Source organism: Nonomuraea sp. NPDC003201 (genome assembly GCF_053590415.1).
On the sequence record NZ_JBSFTC010000145.1, the window covers coordinates 1 to 17,433 of the forward strand.

A 17,433-nucleotide genomic window follows, 5' to 3' on the forward strand; every position below is an offset into this window, starting at 1 on the left:
CCGGTGGACACGGGCGGGGTGTCCACCGGCTGTCGGGCCGTTCGCTCAGCCGCCGGCGGCGGCCTTCTTGATCAGTTCGGCGACAGCGTCCGGCCGGGAGATGTAGATGGCGTGGCTGCCGTCGACTTCGATCACCGTGGCACCCGCACGCCCGGCCATCGCCCGCTGAGCGGGCGGCGGGATCGTCTGGTCACCGGTGGCCACCAGATACCAGCTGGGCTTGGAGCGCCAGGCAGGTTCGGTGACGGCGCCGCCGACCGCACCGACGCCCCACGGCACCTGCGAGTCGGCCATGAACGCAGCCTGCTCCGCGGGCAGGTCACCCGCGAAGGCGCCGTGGAACTTGTCGCGGTCGAGGACGAGGAACCCGTCGCCCAGGGGCACGATCGGCGGCGCCGGCGCGCCCGGCGGCGGGTCGGCGATGAGCGTCTGCACGGATTCCCCCTTGTCAGGCGCGAACGCGGCGACATAGACAAGTGCCGAAACTCGCGAGTGGGTACCGGCCTCACTGATGACCGAGCCGCCGTAGGAATGCCCGACGAGCACGGTCGGGCCGTCCTGACGGTCCAAGATCTGCCGGACGGCCTCGGCGTCGCCCTCCAGCGTCAGCGTGGGGTTCTGGACAACGCTGGCCCGGTAGCCGTCCCGCTTGAGCAGGTCGTACACCGCCTGCCAACCCGATCCATCGACGAAAGCGCCGTGCACGAGCACGACGTTGACCGCGGTGGGCGTCATGACGCATCCTCCTTGCTTACCTGTTCGATGCAGACGTGAAGCGTATGAGTGCGTACTGCACAGGCACTGACCAGAAACTGAACCCCAGCGCACGGCCCCTGGCCTCGGGCGGTCGGGCGCTGGAAGAAGTACGGGCCAGGCCCTCAGAGACCTGCTACCACCGCGGCGCCCAGCCCCAGCAGGACGACGCCGGTGGTCACGCTGAGTCCCCGCAGGACGGTCGGCTGCGATACCAGGGCGCGCCCTCGGCTGACGGCCCAGGTGAGCACCATGTACCAGGAGGCGCTGACGAGCGCCCACAGGGCTCCCAGGGCGACGGTCGACAGGAACACCGGGCCTTCCGCGGTCACGAACTGGGGCAGCACCGAGACGGCGAACACGCCCGCCTTGGGGTTGCCGAGGTTGGTGATCAGGCCGGTGAGATATCCGCCCCCGAAGCCGGTGCGGCGCCCGCCCTCGCGGGGCGGGCGGGTGGAGCCGGTGGTGAGCGCGGTCCGTAGCGTCTTCACCCCGAGGATCATCAGCACGATGCCTCCTGCGATCCGGAGCACCGCGTACGCGGTGGGGCTGGCCAGCAGGACGGCGGACAGCCCGGCCGCGGCGGCCGTGGACCACAGCAGGAAGCCGCTGGCATTGCCCGCGAGCGTGCCTCGCAGCGTACGTTGGCCGCCTTCCAGAACCTGCCGGATCATCAGCGCTTGACTCGCGCCTGGCAGCATCGCCAGCAGCAAGGTGGTGGCGATGAAAACGGGCACATGCGTGGGCATGGGAAAAGAACCCCTTCCGGGGATTGCGGCCGATGGGTGTACACCAGGCTTCCTGTCTCGCGCCCCTAAGAGAAGTTAAAAGAGAAGGGTGCAGCGTTAGGATTAGTGAATGCTGGTGGATCCGGGACAGCTGCGGCTTCTCGCGTTGATCGAGCGGCACGGCTCCCTGACGGCGGCCGCTCACGCACTCCGACTCACGCCCGCGGCGGTCACCCAGCAGGTGGCCAAGGCCGAGCGCGACTGGCAGGTGCCCCTGGTCATCCGGGGTCCTCGCGGAGCGACGCTCACCGCGGCCGGTGCGCTGCTCGCCTCCCACGGTCGAACTGTGGAGGAGGCATCGGACAGGGCCGAGGCGGAACTGTCCGCACTGCTCGGCCACCTCTCGCTCCGTCTGCGGATCGGGACGTTCCAGGCGGCTGCCCTGCACCTGCTGCCACCCGCCCTGACGGCGCTGCGGCACCGCCATCCGGACGCCGACGTCTCGGTCGTGGACGTGGTGTCCGGACGCGGAGCGGACGAGATCAGCGCGGGCCGCCTGGACCTCGCCATCGTCGCGTCCTGGGGCACACCACTCGCGCCGCCCCCACACCTACGGGCCCACTCGCTCCTGTTGGACCCGATGGTCGTGGTTCTCCCCGATGACCACCCACTGGCCACCGGGCAGCCCGCGGACACCGAACTTCACCTGGAACAACTGCGCGACGAATCGTGGGTCTCCATCCTGGCCGGCCATGCCGCCCGCGAACAGTTCCACGACGCCGCCCGCGAGGCCGGCTTCACTCCCACCGTGCGGTTCGAGACCGAGTCCTACGACGTCGCCCAGGCCCTCGTCGGCACAGGCATCGCAGTGGCCCTGGTCTCGCGCCTGGCCCTGACCCATGCGCCTGGCACCACCCATCGCGAACTGGCCCGCCCCAGGCCCTACCGCCAGCTCTACGCCGTGACCAAAACCGACGCCAGCCTCACACCACTCGCGGACATGCTCATCGACCTCCTACGTGATGTCGCCCGAGACATCACCGCCACCTGGGAGGCTCCCCTGCGAGAAGACCAACGCTCACCGAACTCACCGCACGGAGCCTGAAACCCCCGGTTCTGAATCGGCACCGCCTGGTCCGACCGACCATCGACGCCGGCAGCCGGCTCGGCTGTACCGTTGGCGGGTCAGGGCGCGAGCACGTCCGGGAAGCCGAACGTCGCGGCCAGCGCGGGATCGTGGAACTTGACCACGCGGGAGACGCCGGTGGCGGTGGGGGCCAGCACCACGGCGCCGTCGGCTCGGAGAACGCCGTCCGCATCCCGGTGGTACACGACGGCGGCGGGCTGGCCGTTGGCGGTGGTCGCGATCATCCGCCAGTCGCCCGGTGTGCCCAGCACGTACGCGTCGAGCATGTGGATGCACCTCGCCCGGCCCGCCTGCCATTCGCGGAATGGCGTCGCCTCCAGCGTGGCGTCCGTGCGCAGCACCTGTTCCAGCAGGCCGGCATCGGAGCGCTCGAAGGCGGCGATGTAGCCGTCGAGCAGCGCGCGTGCCCGCGGGTCGGTCGGTTCGAGCAGTTCCGCGGGCTCCGGCTTCAATTCGTCCAGCCGGGCACGGGCGCGCTGCAGACCGCTCTTGACCGCCGCCGTGGTGGTGTCGAGGATCTCCGCGGTCTCGGCCGCCGAGAACGCCAGCACCTCGCGCAGGATGAGGATCGCACGTTGGCGGGCGGGCAGGTACTGCAGGCTCACAATGAGCGCCAGCCGCAGCGACTCGCGTTCGACCACCACCGCGGCCGGATCGTCGGCGGGCGGGGCGATCCATGCGTCCGGCAGCGGTTCCAGCCACGACACCTCGCCCGGCGCAATGGGACTCGGCGGGCGATCGGGTCCGTCGTACGAGCCTGTCAGACCTGAGGGCAGCACCCGGATCGGGCGCGGCTTCAACGCTGTCAGGCAGACGTTGGTGGCGATCTTGTACAGCCAGGACCGAATCGACGCCCGGCCCTCGAATCCGGAGTAGGACCGCCACGCCCGCAGATAGCTCTCCTGCACCAGGTCCTCGGCGTCGTGCGCCGAGCCGACCATGCGGTAGCAGTGCGCCAACAGCTCCCGGCGGAACCGCTCAGTCTCGGTGGTGAACCGGTCTCGATTCGGTGCCACCCGCAGATGCGATGTCACGCCGCGAGCCTAGTGCTGCCACACGTCTGGGCGTGGTCCACGTGGCGATGCCTCCGACAACGCCAGGCCCCGCCTCGGCCACTATCGACGACGCGGCTACTTTCCCGGAAGGACGACATCTGCGATCAGACCTCGTCGAGCTGCAGGATCATGCCGCGGAAGGTCGCGTATCGGGCCAGGTTCGCCACGGCATCCTCGGCGGTGCGCCGGCCGATCTCGGACCCGAGCGCGGCTTCCAGCGCAGCCATGTCGTCCCAGTCCAGCATCACGACCATGTAGCACGGCTCGCCGATCACGGCCGCCGGCTCATGACTGCGCGTGTAGCGACGCAGGCCCGGATACTGTTTCGCCAACGGGATGTGGACATCGTTGTAGTGACGTTCGAACGCGTCGACGTCGGAGGGGGCGTCGTACATCACGACGAATCGCGCCACCTGCTTGGCGGCCGGGTCCACGGTTGCAGTCATCTGTTTCAACTCCTGTCAGGGGAACTGGCTCAGTACAAAGGGGCCTTCTCAGGGCAACAGGGCCAGTTTGCCGACGGTGGCCCTGGCTTCCAGTTCCGTCAGCGCTTTCGGGCCGTCGGCCAGTTCGTACACGGTGGGCAGGCTGGGGGCGAGCACGCCGGCCGCGATCAGCGCGGACAGCTCGCCCATGAGCTCGCCGAAGATCTGCGGCGCGGCCTGGATCAGCACGCCGATATTGAGGCCGATGACGTGGACCTGGTGCTTGTACACCAGCTCCCAGTTGGTGATCGGGGCTTCGCCGCCTGCCACGCCGTAGACGACGACCCGGCCGGTGACCCGCTTGGCCGCGGCCAGGCTGGCGGCGAAGGTGGCGCCGCCGGCCGACTCCAGAACCACATCGACGCCGGAACCGCCGGTCAGCTCCGTCACCTCGGCGGCGAGGTCGCCGCCGAGGGAGTCCAGAACGTGGTCGGCTCCCAGTGCCAGCACTGTCTCGTGCTTGCCCGGCGAGGCGGTGGCGATGACCGTCGCACCGTAGTGCTTGGCGATTCTCACCGCAGCCTGGCCGGTCCCACCCGCCGCGGCGTGGATCAGCACAACGTGCCCGGCGGCGATGCCGCCCAGAGGCTTGAGCGCGGCCAGCGCGGTGGGCCAGTTCACGACCAGACCCAACGCCTGCTGCTCCGTCCAGCCCGAAGGCACCGGCACCGCCGCAGCCGCGGGCAGGACCATGTACTCGGCGAAAGCGCCGTCTCCGACGCCGACGACACGGGCCCCCGGTTGCGGGCCGGTCACCGCCTCACCCACCGCGACGACCTCACCGGCGGCCTCGAAACCCGCCACGTACGGTGGCCGCGGGCCGTCCAGGAACGTGCCGTGGGCCTTCGAGATGTCGGCGAAGTTGACCCCGGCGGCGGTGACGCGGATCAGGACCTCGCCCCGGCCGGGGCTCGGCACCGGCGCGTCGGTGATCAGACGCATGTCCTGCGGGCCGTTGAGGGAAGTCTGCTGCAGCGCGCGCATGGTCGCGGGAATGCTCATTGGCGATCAGTCCTTCTTTCTCGGCGTACATGAGAGAGACCGACCGGCCCGTTGCGCGGGCCGCGCCTCTCAGCATGTAGACCCCGGCCACCACAAAAAGGAATCGACCGCTCCCGAACCGCACGGACTCAGCTTCTGCCGAGGGTGAGCCTGCTGTTCATGTTGAGCTTGACCTCGCCGTACGGGAGCACGTGTGACCAGAACAGCGGGGTCAGGCCGGCACACGCAGGCGTAGCGTCGCGGACGTGACGGCAGACAGCGGTGAGTGGGACACCCGTCATCAAGGATCTGGCCGAGCTGGGCGCGGCGCTACTGGCGCAGCTCGATCCAGTGGACCGGGCTCGGCAGGTGCGGACCCGGTAGACGTGCTGCACCCCTGACTCTGCGCCGCGCTCCCTTTCCCCATGGCTGAGGGTGAACCGCTGGTCCGGCCAACGCCTGATCATTAACATCGTCGGGCGTGGCACCAGAGATTCTCCCGGGCGGGACGGCGGCCGCCGATGAGGACAAGGCTGACGCCTCCGAGCACGGTCGCATCGCCGACGAGATGCTGGACCGGTGGGGTGGGTTGGCCTCCGGGCTGCCGCTGCTGGGCGCCGCCTCGGACGAGGAGGACGCGTACGGTTTGCGGCATCTGGTTCGGCATTTGGCCGCGGCGGGCCGTGACGAGGACGTGCACCGGCTGCTGGCCTGCGAGCGTCCCGCTCCGGGACGGGCCGGCGCCGTGAACACGTGGTTCGACGCCCGCGACCGCGTCGGCCAGGCCGACGGCTACCTCGCCGACTTGGAGCTCGCGCGGCGTCTGGCCCGCAAGGCCACCGACGTCGCCATCGCCGCCGGTCGACCGGCCCCCTCGCTCGGGTTGGAGATGCGTTACGCATTGATGGCGGTCTGCGCGCGGTTCGCGGGGACCCGAACCTACGACGAGCTGCCCCCGATGCTGGTCGAAGCCGGGATCTGGGACGTCACGCGGGCGCTGACCGCCGCGCGGCGCGAAGACGGTCACGAGCGGCGCGCCGAGTACCTGTCCGCCCTGCTGCCTCACCTGCCGGCCAAGGAGCGGCAGCAGGTGCTGCACGAACTGCTCCACCCGGGATTCCCGAACGTGTTCCGCGAGGTGTGGCCGCAGCTGAAGGCGGATGAGTTCGCCCACGTACTGACCGTCCTGGAAAACGACGACCCGTGGTACGTGAGTCATCAGCTGGAGGAGCTCGCCCCGCACCTGCCGCCCGAGCTGCTGGGACGGGCGGTCGCGCTGGCCGTGGCGCTGCCCCTGGACTGTCGCCGTGACCAGGCCCTGGCGGCGCTGGCTCCGCACCTTCCGCCCGCACTGGCGCGTGCGGCCCTGCCTGCCGCGATGGAGCCGGCCGACGGACGCGACCGGGCCCACGTGCTGTCCGAGCTGATCCCCCGGCTCCCGGAGCAGGACCGGCCGGAGACGCTGACCGCGCTGCGCGCCGCCGTCGCCGCGATCGATCCTCAGGCAGAGGTGAGGCTGTGGCGGTGGGGCGCACTGCTGGCCCTGCTGCCCGCGGCGAAACGCCCGGCGGCGCTGGCCGACCTCCCGACCGACTCGTGGGACCGCGCCGAGCTCCTGATGCACGCGGCCGAGCGCGTACCCGCACGGGAACGCGCCCCACTGTCGGCCGCCGCCCTGACGGCGGCGCGCGACATCGCCGATCCGCTGGTCCGGGCCCGCGTCCTGATCCAGCTCGCCGAACTGCTTCCACTCGAAGAGCAGGCAGCCGTGCTCGCCGAGGCACACACCGCGTCGCGTGAGATCACCGAACCGCCCTACGGCGCGTGGGTGCTCACCGAAATGCTCGAACCGCTGCCCGCCCACCAACGGCCCGCCGTGCTGGCCGAGGCGCTGACGATCACACGATCGCTGCCCGCCTACGACGTCGACGACGGCCAAAGAGACTGGGACGACCGCGCGCGGCTTCTCATGGAGATCTCCACCTGGCTGTCCCCCGATGAGGCCGAGGAAGTGCTCGCCGAGGCTCTCGACCTGATTCGCGCGGTCGACGACGAGGACCAGAGATTCCACGGCCTCCTCGCCATTGCCGAACTCCTGACCGGACGACGGCGCCACGCGGCCATGGCCGAGGCGCTGGACATCCGGCTCAAGGACGTCGGCTACGAGAACTACTTCCACGGTCAGCTTGCGAGAATGGCACCACTCCTGTCTGAAGGGCTCATGATCAGAGCACTGAACGAGCTCCAGGAACTGAACCGCCCGGGATACCTGGGCCGCACCCTGCTCGGTGTCGCCGAGCACCTGTCCGGCCTCGCGGTCGACCGCGGCCTGGACATCGCCCGAAAGCTCACGGAACGCCCCCACTACCAGGCTGCCGCGCTCGCCGCCCTCGCCGACCGGCTGCCCTCCGCCGAACGTCGCGCGGTCCTGCGCGAGGCCGAGGCCATGGCTCGCAAGAATAGGCAGGGCATGATCCACGTCGCGCGCCGCGTCCCGATCGGACGCCGTGCCGCGCTGCTCGCCGAGGAACTGTCTTTCCGCCAACGCGGCTTCCGGGCTGACCAGGACGAGGCGTTGGCCTCCCTCCCCGATGAGGCGGCCCGTCCGGTCCCGTTCGCGTATGTCCCGGTGCCGGTTCTGGACCACAGATGGGACGAGGACGGGCAAATCCTGCTGCGCCGGGCTCAGCGCGCATGGCGGCGCGGCGCGGGCCGCACCGTGGTGATCGGGATCGTCCGTACGGCGCTCGAGAAGTACGGCCATCAGGATCCCCCGGGCTCGGCCGCCCTGACGAGCGTCGCCCGGGACCTCGGCGGTCCCCTGGCCGAATACGGGTATCGAAGAGCCGTGCACGACATCTATCGCTGGTGGCCTTAGGGTCCGTGGGTGAGCGCCGCAAGGGTGATACCGACCTCGTCTTCCCCCGGGCGGACGACCGAACACCCGCACGATCATCGGCCAGTGAGCTCTGTCGCAGCCTTGAAGCGCCGTAATTTAGAGCGACGACCCGGGCGCTGATGCAGGGGCCGTCACTTACCGTTGGACGGACCTGGAGGGCGACGGGAGTTGCCAAGGCCATTGGCGCTCGCCGTCGGGGTGAACACGCTTCCCGGAAGCGAATACCGCATACTGCGTCCTCCATCCGTAACGGTGGTCCTGGTCATCGGCAAACGGCAGCGCCAGGGACCTGACTTGCAGGCACGGCCATGCTTCGGAAGAAGTCAAGCAGTTCCTCCACGAAACGCTCATAGCGTGCCACTTCGCGATCGTCCCACGAAGCGAATCAGTTAATGATCCGCTTCATGGGACGATCTTGTAGTGAAGCGGGGTAATCTGACCGCCGCGCAACGGGCGGCGCCGGAGCCGTTGCTGCCGGTGCGCGGACTGTTCCGCCTCCGGCAGCGGACCTGGGCTCGCATCGTCACCGATCTGCAGCGCAAGCCGGATCGGCGCCGCCCCGTACACCCGCCCGCGCCCCGTACCGCTTCAAACTCCATCGCGTAGGGCTTGAGCTGGGAGTTTTCCGGAGTGGCTACGCAGCTCGGTGACACTTGTCGATCAGCCCGTAGAGCACCTTCCGGCGTTCGATCCGCCCCTCCAGCGGTAGGGCGGTGCGATCCCCGCCAGGAGGAGCCGGGCCGACCCGCTTTCGCAGTTTTCCTTGATCGCCATGCGGTTTGCACGTCTCCAGACGCAACGCTTCATGGCGGATAAGCGGGCCCCGGCCTCGGCGAGCTCGCGGTACTTGCTAGGCGAAGGGCTCCACGTCGAGCTCCGACAAGGACCGGCGGCGGCTGCGCTGCCACGCCTGGTAGGCCGGCATCGCCTCCGCCTGCTCCCGGTACGCCGCGGCGAGCACGTCACGGATACCCGGTACGTGCTCGGCGACCGGCGAGCCCGCCGACCACAGGAGCCGCTCCCGTACCCACATCGGGTCACCGGCCAGGGGCCTGACCACCACGTTCTCGCGCTCGGCCGTGATCGCCCTGCACAGGGACACTCCGTGGCCCTGGCTGATCAGGGAGAACACCAGGCTGGCGTCGGTGCGCTGGATGCGCCGCGGCACGAACCCCGCGCGGCGGCAGGTGTCCCGGAACATCGCCCGCATCCTGATGTCCTTGCCGACGCCCGGCAGCCAGCGCTCGCCGGCCAGAGCGGCCAGCGGCACCTCGGGTTCGGCCGCGAGCGGGTGGTCCTTCGACAGGACGACGAAGACGGGCTCGACGGCCAGCACCGCTTCGCTCAGCCCTTCGGGCACCGGCAGCTCGTAGCCCGGATAGTCGACGCTCAGCCCGATCTCCAGCCGGGATTCGGCGAGCAGTTCGACCAGTTCCTCGTCCGCGTCGCTCACGTGCAGGGACACCTCGGCCTCCGGCAGCAACCGGCGGCTGACCGTCATCAGGCCGGCGGCCATCGGCCCGGCCGTGGCGCCGAGCCTGAGCGTCGCCAGGTCGCCGTCGGCGTCACGGCGTTGCACGTCGCGCATCAGATCGTCGTGCAACGCGATGATGCCCTGGGCATGGGACAGGACCATGGCACCCAACGCCGTGGGCTTGGCGCCGGTTCCGTCGCGCGCGAAGAGCCTCCCGCCGAGCGCGCGCTCGATCCGCTGCAACTGCGCGGTGACGGCCGGCTGGCTGTGGCCGAGCACGGCCGAGGCGCGGCTGATGCTGCCGGACTCGGCGATCGCCGCGACAACCCGGAGGTGGCGGATCTCCAGCTGCATAACGCGATGTTATGCCCGATTAGGAGTACCTACGCCCAACGTCCTGATCTCAGAATCTTCCCTGCACCATCAGGAAGGAATTTGATGTCCAGGACGTCTCTGCGCCGGCGCCTGCCCGGTCTCTTGCTCACCACCGCCCTGTTAACCGCGAGTCTGACCTCCACCGCGAGCGCGGAGCCCACGCCGAGCGCCGATCCGGCACCCTCCCGGTGGACCACCGGCACCCAGTCCACGGCGCCCCGCGGCTCGTGGGTCACCCTGCTGACGGGCGACCGGGTCTATGTCGAGGGGAACCGGGTCTCGATCGACCCCGCTCCCGGCCGCGAAGAGGTCGGTTTCAGCCAGTACGAACGCGACGGGCACCAGTTCGTCGTGCCGAACGACGCCCAGAAGCTGGTGTCGGCCGCCCGGCTCGACCGGCGGCTGTTCGACGTGACCGGGCTCGTCCAGGCCGGATACGACGACGCGCACGTCGACGACGTGCCCACCATCGTGTCGTACGAGGCCAAGGCCGCTGCCCGGGTCAGGTCGGCCGGGAAGGTCACCCGCACGCTGCCCAGCATCGGCGCCGCCGCGGTGAAGGTCGGCAAGGCGAGAGCACGCGAGTTCTGGACCGAGGTGACCGCCGGCCCGGCGACCCAGCGCACCGTGGCATCCGGCATCGGGCGGATCTGGCTCGACGGCAAGCGCGAGGTCTCGCTGGACCAGAGCGTGAAGCAGATCGGCGCGCCGACCGCCTGGGCGGCCGGATACGACGGCAGCGGGATTGCCGTCGCCGTCCTGGACACCGGGATCGACAACTCCCACCCGGACCTGGCCGGGAAGATCGTCGAGGAGAAGAACTTCACCGACGCCGCCGACACCGTGGACACCGTCGGTCACGGCACGCACGTCGCATCCACCATCGCCGGCAGCGGTTCGGCATCGGGCGGAAAGTACCGCGGCGTGGCGCCCGGGGCGAACCTGCTGATCGGCAAGGTGTGCAGCACCCGCAACTGCGCCGAGTCGGCGATCCTGGCCGGGATGGAGTGGGCCGCCGAGCGGGCGCAAGTGGTCAACATGAGCCTCGGCGGCACCGACTTCCCGGGCGTCGACGTCCTGGAGGAGGCGGTGAACCGCCTGACCGCGACCACCGGCACGCTGTTCGTCGTGGCCGCGGGCAACGAGGGCCGCAACGGCGGTGTGTCCTCGCCGGCCACCGCGGACGCCGCGCTCGCCGTCGGCGCGGTCGACAAGCAGGATGCCCTGGCGTCATTCTCCAACCGCGGGCCGCGCGTCGACGGCGCGATCAAGCCGGACATCACCGGGCCGGGCGTGGGCATCGTCGCGGCGCTGGCGAAGGGATCCGACTATCCGGAGTACTCGCCCGGGTACACCCAGCTGAACGGGACGTCGATGGCCACGCCGCACGTCGCGGGAGCGGCGGCGCTGCTGGCGCAGCAGCACCCGAAGTGGACCGGCCCCGACCTCAAAGCCGGGCTGGTCGCCACGGCCAAGCCGAACCCGGGCCTGAACGCCTTCCAGCAGGGCGCCGGCAGGGTCGACGTCGGCCGCGCGGTCCAGCAGGCCATCCTGCCCGACGTCACCGGCCTGGCGCTCGGGTCGCAACCGTGGCCGGCCGAAGACGACGTTCCCGTGACGAAGACGATCACCTACCGGAACGACGGCACAGCGCCCGTCACCCTCGACCTCACGACCACGGCGACCGGCCCGGACGGGGTCGCCGCGCCGGCCGGGCTGTTCACGGCCAGTCCGGCGCGGGCCGTCGTGCCGGCCGGTGGGACCGCGGCGGTCACCCTGACCGCCGACACCCGGGTGCCGTCGGCGACAGGCACCTTCACCGGAATGCTGCTGGCCTCGAACGCCGACGGCGTGTCGGTGCGGACCCCACTGACGATCACGAAGGGACACGAGACCCGCACCGTCACCTTCCAGCTCACCGACCGCGCGGGCACGCCGGCGAGTGACTACGACCTGTCGGTGGTCGGTCTCGATCTGGACGTCTTCCGGGTTCCCTACGACGCGTCGGGCACCGTGAAGGCCAAGCTCCGGCCCGGCCGCTACCACGTTCAGGCCACGGTGATCACACCCGACGGGACCTCGACGCTGCTGGTGCAGCCGAACCTCACCGTCGGGCACACCGACGACGGAGTCCTCACGCTCGACGCGCGCCAGGGCACCCCGGTGTCGGTGACCGTACCGAAGTCCTCGGCGCGGACCCGGCTGGCCGCGGCCGGTTTCGTCCGCGGCCTGCCGCGCGGATACGGCCTGGCGGCGCGGATCGTCGGCGCCGACTTCGGCAAGCTGTTCACCGCGGACCTGGGTGAGGAGGTGACGGCCGAGCAGGGCACGCTGGTGTCGGAGGTGCGCAGCTTCTGGGCCGAGCCGGGCGCCGACGGCACTTTCTACGGCTCGCCGTACGAGTACGACCTGGTGCAGTTCGTCCGCGGGCGGTTCCTTACCGGCTACCGCCACACCGTGCGCCCCGGCGAGCTGGCGACCGTGGTCAACCGCAACCACGGCGTGACCCCGGACAAGCAGCAGGGCTACATGCACAACTTCGGTTTCCCGCCCGAGGGCGGCAGCGCGATGTCGGGACCGATCAGGTATGACGTGCCCAGCACCCGGACCATCTACTACAGCGCGAAGGGCGTGGTCTGGGACAACCGGTGGGAGACGAGCGGAGCGCGCCAGACGCAGTTCTGGTACGACGACACCATCTGGCAGCCGGGCCGGAAATTCGTGGTCGACTGGCAACGCGGACCTGCCGGGCCGAAGTTCAACCCGCGCACGTACGTCGCCCGGGCCGGGAACACGATCATGTTGAACGTCCCGCCGTTCGGCGACGACTCCGGGCACACCGGCTACTCGCTGCTCGACGGCGGCCGGGTCGGGTTCTACCGCGACGGCGTCCAGCTGGCCGAGATACCGAAGTACTTCTACGACGCCAGCGGGCCGGTGCCGTCGGCCGAGAGCACCTATCGGCTGGAGTACGACGTCGACCGTACGACCGGCTTCAACGCCTCCACCAAGATCAGCGGTGCGTGGACGTTCAAGTCCGGTGAGGTGAGCACGGACAAGTGGACGTACCTGCCCCTGGCGTCGTTCTCCTTCACGCCGCAGGTCGACCTGGCCAACAGCGCACCGGCCGGCCGGCCGTTCATGGTGCCGGTGAGCCTGAAGGCCCAGCCGGGCTCGGCCGCCTCGCGGACGCGGCGGGTCAGTGTCGAGGTCTCCTACGACGAGGGCGCTACGTGGCGGAAGGCGGCCCTGATCCCGACCGGAACGGACACGTGGCTGGCCACGCTGAACCACCCGGACAAGGGGTCGGTGTCCGTGCGCGCGCACGCGGAGCGGGCCGACGGCGGCACCGTCGACTACACCGTCATCCGCGCCTACAACCTGCGATGACGCCGGGCGGGCCTCGGGTACGTTGCCCGAGGCCCGCCGCAGTACCGCGGCGGCCGGCAGAATGAGGAGCGGCGGATCAGCCAGGGGCAGACGATCCGGTTGGTCTCGGGCCGGGCCTGGTCACCTGGATCACGATGGGCCCCTGGTGGGGAGCTGGACGCGGCGGAAGATCCGCCACAGGGTCAGGCCGTAGAGGGTCTTGGTGGTCCCGGCGATGAGGAACGGCCACGCCAGACCGAGGGGTTGCAGCGGCCCGGCCGGCGCGGGACCGGCCGGGTGCTGTTCGCACGGGACAGTGCCTCCAAAGAGGTGGAGATCTTGGTATTGCGGCATGAGGTCGCGGTGCTGCGTCGCCAGGTCGCCGGGCTCAGCCGGACTGGGCTGATCGGGCGCTGCTGGCCGCGCTGGCAAGGCTGCTACCCGCTCTCAGCTTCCTGTCGGGTGTCAAACTCGTCCAGCGGCGGAGGAGCACGGCCGATCATCATGCCGCACGCGTTTGCCTCTCTTGGCGGCCGGAGCTCGCGCACGCCGAGCGCAGCCCTCGCAGGGTTATGACCTGGGCGGATGTAGTCACCGGCAGGCGCACTGCCAATGATCTCATTTACTCAGCGCTGATCAACGGCGGCGGTCGCGCACGGTAGCGGGGAACACCGGCCGGCGTCGAGAAAGACGCTGACCCCTAATGCTTCGGCGTTCCGTAAGGGTCGTGCGGCGTGTCGGCGTAGGCCCACTGATGGTCACGGGCGTGACGGCAGGCCACCTCGACGTCCCCGCCGCGCATGACGTCCAGCAGCTCCCGGTGCTCGTCCGCGACCCGCTCGAGTTTCGGCCTGGTGACCATAAGAGCGATGGCCGTGCGTGCCTCGATCTGCAGCGCCTCCCAGGCGCGGGTCAGCAGCACGTTGCCGCCGGCCTGCACGACGTGCCGGTGAAATCGCGCGCTGGCCAGGCCGATGCCGTGCACGTCGTTGTCACGGGCACAGCGGTACATCTCCTCGACCGCCTCCCCCAGCCGGTCGAAGGGAAGGGTTCCGGCCAGCATGGCGAGCCGCGTCGCGGTCTCCTCAAGGGCCGCCCGCACGATGTACGCCTCGCGGATCGTCTGCTCGGCGAAGGGAAGCACCCGGCTGCCGTGACGAGGCCGGCCGTCGATGAGGCCGAGGCCCTCGAGCTGCCGGAGCGCCTCCCGGACCGGGGCCTGACTCGTTCCGAACTCGATGGCGATCTTCGTCTCGATCAGCCGGTCACCCTCGCCGAGTTCGCCGGAGACGATCCGTTGCAGCAGACCGTCGCGGATCTGCCGGCTCAGCGTCGGTCGCGCGGAGCGCGGGCTCCCCGTGGGTTCCGACAAGAAACCTCCTGACGTTGAGGGCCCAGCGGGCCCTTGACTCTTCGATCATGCCACGTAAGTTAATTATCGATATCGATAAGTGGAGTGCACATGCTGACCTCCGTTCAGACACCCGAGAGTCCCGAAGCGGCTCATGCGGCGCTTCAGGCCGGGGCCGTGCCCCTCGGCGGCGGCACCTACCTGCTGGCCCGCATGGACGATCAGGCCGGCCGCGACCTGCGGCTGGTCAGCCTGCGCCGGGCGGGACTGTCCGGCATCGACGTCGAAGGCGACACGGTGACCCTGGGCGCGGCCACCACTCTCGCCGACATCGAGGACGACATCGAGGACGACGATCGGCTGAGCTACCTGTCCGGCTGTGTGCGGTCGATCGCCGCGCCGCCGGTCCGCAGCCTCGCCACCGTGGCAGGCAACCTCTTCGTGCCACAACCGTACGGCGACCTGGCGGCGGCTCTTCTGGCCCTGGACGCGGAGCTGGACGTGCTCGGCGCCGACGGCGCCCGCCGCGAGCCGCTCGAGCGGGTCGTCACCGATGGCCTGCGGGCGGGCGACCTGGTGACCCGCGTCCGGTTCACCGCTCCGGCCAAGGACGCGTTCCGGTTCTACAAGGCGAGCCGGCGGCGGCTCAACTCGGGATCCATCGTGACGGTGGCGGCCCGGATCACGATCGAGGACGGCCTGGTCGGCGACATCCGTCTCGTGCTCGGCGGCCTGGCGCGGCGCTTGGTACGCGCGGTCGGCGCCGAGCGCGTTCTGCTGGGCGCGCCGCTGAACGCCCAGGTCGTCGCCCAGGCAGCCGGAGCCGACGTCATCGAGCCGTTCGACGACGCCTACGCCTCCGCCTGGTACCGCGCTCGGGTCTACCCCGTCCACCTGCGTCGCGCCCTGCTGGGGGCCTGAAAGGGGATCGCATGGCCTCGACAATCGTCACGCTCAAAGTGAACGGCACCGAGCGGGAGCTGATCGCCCGGCCGTCGACGACGCTGCTGAGCGCGCTGCGCGACACATTGGGACTGATGGGAGCCAAGCGCGGCTGCGCGCAAGGGGGCTGCGGCAGCTGCACGGTGCTGCTGGACGGCCGGCCCGTGGTCTCGTGCCTGATCCCCGTCGTGACGATCGACGGCTCTGCCGTGGAGACGATCGAGGGCCTGGCCGAGGGCGACCGGCTCGGCGACGTACAGCAGGCGTTCGTCGACCTCTTCGCGACGCAATGCGGGTTCTGCACCCCGGGGATGATCATGTCCGCCACGGCCCTGCTCAACCGGAAGCCGGATCCGACCCGCCAGGATGTCACCGAGGCGATCTGCGGGAACGTCTGCCGCTGCACGGGATACGAGCCGATCATCGCCGCCGTCCTCGCCGCCGCGCAATGCCGCCGCGGCGCCCCGCTCACGAACGCGGAGGCCGAGGTCTGATGGCGCGCCTCACCCCGATCGACACCGCGTACTTCAAGGGCGGGCGCGCGGACGACTTCGCCGTCATCGGCTCCGCCGTCCCGCGCTCGGACGCCCGCGCTCACGTCACCGGCCGCACGGTCTTCTTCGAGGACATGACGCTGCCGGAGATGACGCACGTCAAGATCCACCGGTCCACGCGGCACCACGCGCTCATCAACCGGGTCGACGTCTCCGGCGCCCTCGGAGTCCCGGGCGTGCTTCGGGTCATCACCCACCAGGACGTGCCGAACAACTGGTACACCGTGCTGCGCCTGATCGGCGTGGGACCTGACGACGAGCCGGTGCTGGCCGAGGATCGGGTCCTCTACCGCGGCGAGCCGATCGTCGCCGTCGTCGCCGAGACCGAGGACGCCGCCCGCGAGGGCGCGGCCCGGGTCACGGTCGACTACACCGACCTGCCCGCCGTCCTCGACGTCGAGGAGGCGCTGGCCGACGGCGCACCGATCATCAAACAGGCGGGCGCCAACCACTTCGTGTACGAGGGACATCACTGCCGCCGGATCCGCTTCGGCGACGTCGAGCGAGGTTTCGCCGAGGCGGACCGCATCATCGAGGGCCGCTACAGCTCCTCCCCCATCGAACACGCGCCGACCGAGCCGACCGGCTGCATCGTCGTCCCTCAGGGCGACGGCCGGCTGCGCATCCACACCAACACCCAGGCCGCCTTCTTCACCCTCGACAACACCGCGCTCATTCTCGGCGTCCCGCCCACCAGCCTGCGCGTCGTCGGGGGCACCGTGGGGGGCGGCTTCGGCGGCAAGGTCGACGTCATCGTCGAGCCACTCGCGTGCATCGCCGCCATGCTCACCGGCCGGCCGGCCAAGTACGTCTACAGCCGCGCCGAGGAGATGCAGGTGTCGTCCCCCCGAGCGGCCGAGCGCATCTCCATCAAGGACGGCGTCATGGACGACGGCCGGATCGTCGCCCGCAGGATCACGCTCTACGTGGACGCGGGCGCGTACTCCCGGCACAGCCCGTACGGCACCACCAAGGCGGCGGCGCACATGCCCGGCCCGTACACGATCCCGAACGTCCATGTCGACGCCTACTGCGTCTACACCAACCGCACGCCGTCCAGCGCCATGCGCGGGTTCGGCGTCACGATCGGCGACTTCGCGCTGGAGTCGCACATGGACCGCATCGCCCGGGAGCTGAACCTGGACCCGCTGCGGCTCCGGCTCAAGAACGCCTACCGGGACGGCGACATGAAAGCTCATCGCAAGATCGCGTCCGGCACGGCGTTGGTCGAGGTGATCCAGAGCGCCGCCGACCTGGTGGGGCACGACCTTCCGCCGGAGTACCGGGCGATGTCCTCGACCGAACGACCGGAGGGCTGAG

General features: G+C 70.2%; 14 protein-coding genes. 6 read left to right on the forward strand and 8 right to left on the reverse strand.

Translation table 11 applies throughout. The annotated features are described in order from the left end of the window. Window positions 1–45: 45 nt before the first annotated feature. A complete protein-coding gene (locus ACWDX9_RS36595) occupies window positions 46–735 on the reverse strand; it encodes an alpha/beta fold hydrolase (RefSeq protein WP_449962313.1) in 690 nt (229 codons plus the stop codon). Window positions 736–878: 143 nt separating this feature from the next. Continuing rightward, complete coding sequence (locus ACWDX9_RS36600; protein WP_449962316.1) at window positions 879–1,502, reverse strand: LysE family translocator; 624 nt, start codon at window positions 1,500–1,502, stop codon at window positions 879–881. 109 nt (window positions 1,503–1,611) lie between these two features. Between ACWDX9_RS36600 and ACWDX9_RS36605 the strand changes: the two genes are divergently transcribed. Beyond that, entirely contained in the window at window positions 1,612–2,586 is a 975-nt protein-coding gene (locus ACWDX9_RS36605; protein WP_449962319.1) for a LysR family transcriptional regulator, read from the forward strand. Between the two features lie 80 nt (window positions 2,587–2,666). Here the strand turns inward: ACWDX9_RS36605 and ACWDX9_RS36610 are convergent, their stop codons facing one another. From ACWDX9_RS36610 to ACWDX9_RS36620, 3 genes are all read right to left on the reverse strand, one after another. Beyond that, window positions 2,667–3,644, reverse strand: coding sequence for an RNA polymerase subunit sigma-70 (locus tag ACWDX9_RS36610; RefSeq protein ID WP_449962321.1), 978 nt, complete (start codon window positions 3,642–3,644; stop codon window positions 2,667–2,669). A 143-nt stretch (window positions 3,645–3,787) separates the two neighbouring features. Beyond that, window positions 3,788–4,117: an EthD family reductase gene (locus ACWDX9_RS36615; protein ID WP_449962324.1), complete on the reverse strand. Its 330-nt coding sequence runs from the start codon at window positions 4,115–4,117 to the stop codon at window positions 3,788–3,790. A 60-nt stretch (window positions 4,118–4,177) separates the two neighbouring features. Beyond that, a complete protein-coding gene (locus tag ACWDX9_RS36620) occupies window positions 4,178–5,170 on the reverse strand; it encodes an NADPH:quinone oxidoreductase family protein (protein WP_449962326.1) in 993 nt (330 codons plus the stop codon). Window positions 5,171–5,630: 460 nt separating this feature from the next. Here ACWDX9_RS36620 and ACWDX9_RS36625 point away from each other — a divergent pair, with 460 nt between their 5' ends. Then, window positions 5,631–8,027 carry a hypothetical protein gene (locus ACWDX9_RS36625; RefSeq protein WP_449962329.1) on the forward strand — a complete coding sequence of 799 codons (2,397 nt, stop codon included), beginning with the start codon at window positions 5,631–5,633 and terminating at the stop codon, window positions 8,025–8,027. Between the two features lie 871 nt (window positions 8,028–8,898). Here ACWDX9_RS36625 and ACWDX9_RS36630 read toward each other — a convergent pair. Next, on the reverse strand, window positions 8,899–9,876 hold the full coding sequence (locus ACWDX9_RS36630) for a LysR family transcriptional regulator (RefSeq protein WP_449962332.1): 978 nt from the start codon (window positions 9,874–9,876) through the stop codon (window positions 8,899–8,901). A gap of 84 nt (window positions 9,877–9,960) precedes the next feature. Here ACWDX9_RS36630 and ACWDX9_RS36635 point away from each other — a divergent pair, with 84 nt between their 5' ends. Beyond that, window positions 9,961–13,287, forward strand: a complete 3,327-nt coding sequence (locus ACWDX9_RS36635) for a S8 family peptidase (protein WP_449962335.1) — start codon at window positions 9,961–9,963, stop codon at window positions 13,285–13,287. A 129-nt stretch (window positions 13,288–13,416) separates the two neighbouring features. Here ACWDX9_RS36635 and ACWDX9_RS36640 read toward each other — a convergent pair whose 3' ends face one another. Together ACWDX9_RS36640 and ACWDX9_RS36645 are read right to left on the reverse strand one after the other, a co-directional pair. Further along, the gene (locus tag ACWDX9_RS36640) at window positions 13,417–13,620 is read right to left on the reverse strand and encodes a hypothetical protein (protein WP_449962338.1); all 204 of its coding nucleotides are present in this window, start codon (window positions 13,618–13,620) and stop codon (window positions 13,417–13,419) included. Between the two features lie 346 nt (window positions 13,621–13,966). Beyond that, complete coding sequence (locus ACWDX9_RS36645) at window positions 13,967–14,638, reverse strand: GntR family transcriptional regulator (RefSeq protein ID WP_449962341.1); 672 nt, start codon at window positions 14,636–14,638, stop codon at window positions 13,967–13,969. Window positions 14,639–14,728: 90 nt separating this feature from the next. Here ACWDX9_RS36645 and ACWDX9_RS36650 point away from each other — a divergent pair, with 90 nt between their 5' ends. From ACWDX9_RS36650 to ACWDX9_RS36660, 3 genes are read left to right on the forward strand one after another with little or no spacing between them, the layout of a single operon-like run. Next, window positions 14,729–15,538 carry an FAD binding domain-containing protein gene (locus ACWDX9_RS36650; RefSeq protein WP_449962342.1) on the forward strand — a complete coding sequence of 270 codons (810 nt, stop codon included), beginning with the start codon at window positions 14,729–14,731 and terminating at the stop codon, window positions 15,536–15,538. Window positions 15,539–15,549: 11 nt separating this feature from the next. Next, complete coding sequence (locus tag ACWDX9_RS36655) at window positions 15,550–16,053, forward strand: (2Fe-2S)-binding protein (protein ID WP_449962345.1); 504 nt, start codon at window positions 15,550–15,552, stop codon at window positions 16,051–16,053. After that, window positions 16,053–17,432: a xanthine dehydrogenase family protein molybdopterin-binding subunit gene (locus ACWDX9_RS36660; RefSeq protein WP_449962348.1), complete on the forward strand. Its 1,380-nt coding sequence runs from the start codon at window positions 16,053–16,055 to the stop codon at window positions 17,430–17,432. The genes ACWDX9_RS36655 and ACWDX9_RS36660 overlap by 1 nt, the downstream gene beginning before the upstream one ends. The last annotated feature ends 1 nt before the right edge of the window (window position 17,433 follow it).